The organism is Dactylosporangium cerinum (assembly GCF_042653625.1).
Classification (GTDB): Bacteria; Actinomycetota; Actinomycetes; order Mycobacteriales; family Micromonosporaceae; genus Dactylosporangium; species Dactylosporangium cerinum.
The window spans coordinates 1-1,017 of record NZ_JBHSIU010000134.1; the positions used below are offsets into that span (position 1 = coordinate 1).

1 protein-coding gene is annotated in these 1,017 nt (G+C 63.2%); it reads right to left on the bottom strand.

The window, feature by feature from the left end; all coding sequences use genetic code 11:
- Positions 1-272: 272 nt before the first annotated feature.
- Positions 273-794, bottom strand: coding sequence for an SRPBCC family protein (locus tag ACFPIJ_RS64205; RefSeq protein WP_380129411.1), 522 nt, complete (start codon positions 792-794; stop codon positions 273-275).
- Between the last annotated feature and the right edge of the window lie 223 nt (positions 795-1,017).

The following is a 1,017-nucleotide window of genomic DNA, read 5'->3' on the forward strand; positions in this document are numbered from 1 at the left end:
TCATGGCGGCAAGGACCACGGTGAAGCGTTGTCGTTGCTTGGACATAGCTTTTCCTTCACGGTCGATAGGGATTGGTTGCCGAACCAAATCGTTCTTCACACCGTTCGCCAGATGATTGGCGGCTGACTCCGCACGGCGCGCTCCCGGCGACCGTTATGCAGTATTTTGTCCGGCAGCGACTGGCACATCTGGCGACTCAACCGGTGCGGTGAGAATCGGCGGTGCTGCTTGCTGGAGCTGCGCGACTGCCTCGCCGCAGTACCACAATCGGTCAGCTGGCCATCGTTACCGCAATCAAACCGTCGACCGCCTGCTGGAACAGGCGGTTCCATCGCTTGGCGACCAGAGGCTTGACCAGTCCGATCGTCGTACCGGCGAACACCTCGACGTTGTGGATGTACGTGCCGCCGCCGGAGATCGGCTCGAACCGCCAGACGTGGCAACTGCGCACGCCGTTCTTGTCGCCCGACCACGACGCGCGGACGCACGGCACCAGTTCGTCGAACGTCGCTCGATCACGCTGGACGCCAACCGGAAAGCCGAGTTCGAGCTCCTGCTCGAACGTGCCGCCGATGGACAAGGCATTCACACCGGCCACCCTTACCGACCGATGGACCTGCGACCAGGCCGGCCAGCGTTCCAGATCACTCCACACCGCCCAGAGCTGCGCGGGGGACACGTTCGACACCCCGGAGCCCGCAACCACGAGTGTCTTCCAGTCAACCCGGGACTGACCGACCTTCGCCAGGCAGTAGGCGACATCCGCTTCCGCCATCCTCTGCTCCTGCTTCATCTCGGTGACGTACGACCGATCGGGAATTGCCAGCCCGATCGTGTCGCAACAAACGTTGTGTTGGTCCTGAAATCCATGAGTGCGACCGTCTCGTAGAGCGATCTGGCCGAGTGGGCGCGCGGCCGAGGCCACCGCTGACGATCCGATTGCTCCAGGTCTGTGAGGTGTTCAGGCGGCGTGGGTACGCACGGCATCGTCGCCGCGTGTGGCAAGGACGTTGAGC

Bases quoted from the DNA above. Each gene is read 5' to 3' on its own strand.
- ACFPIJ_RS64205 (WP_380129411.1), bottom strand. From the start codon at position 794: ATGAAGCAGGAGCAGAGGATGGCGGAAGCGGATGTCGCCTACTGCCTG.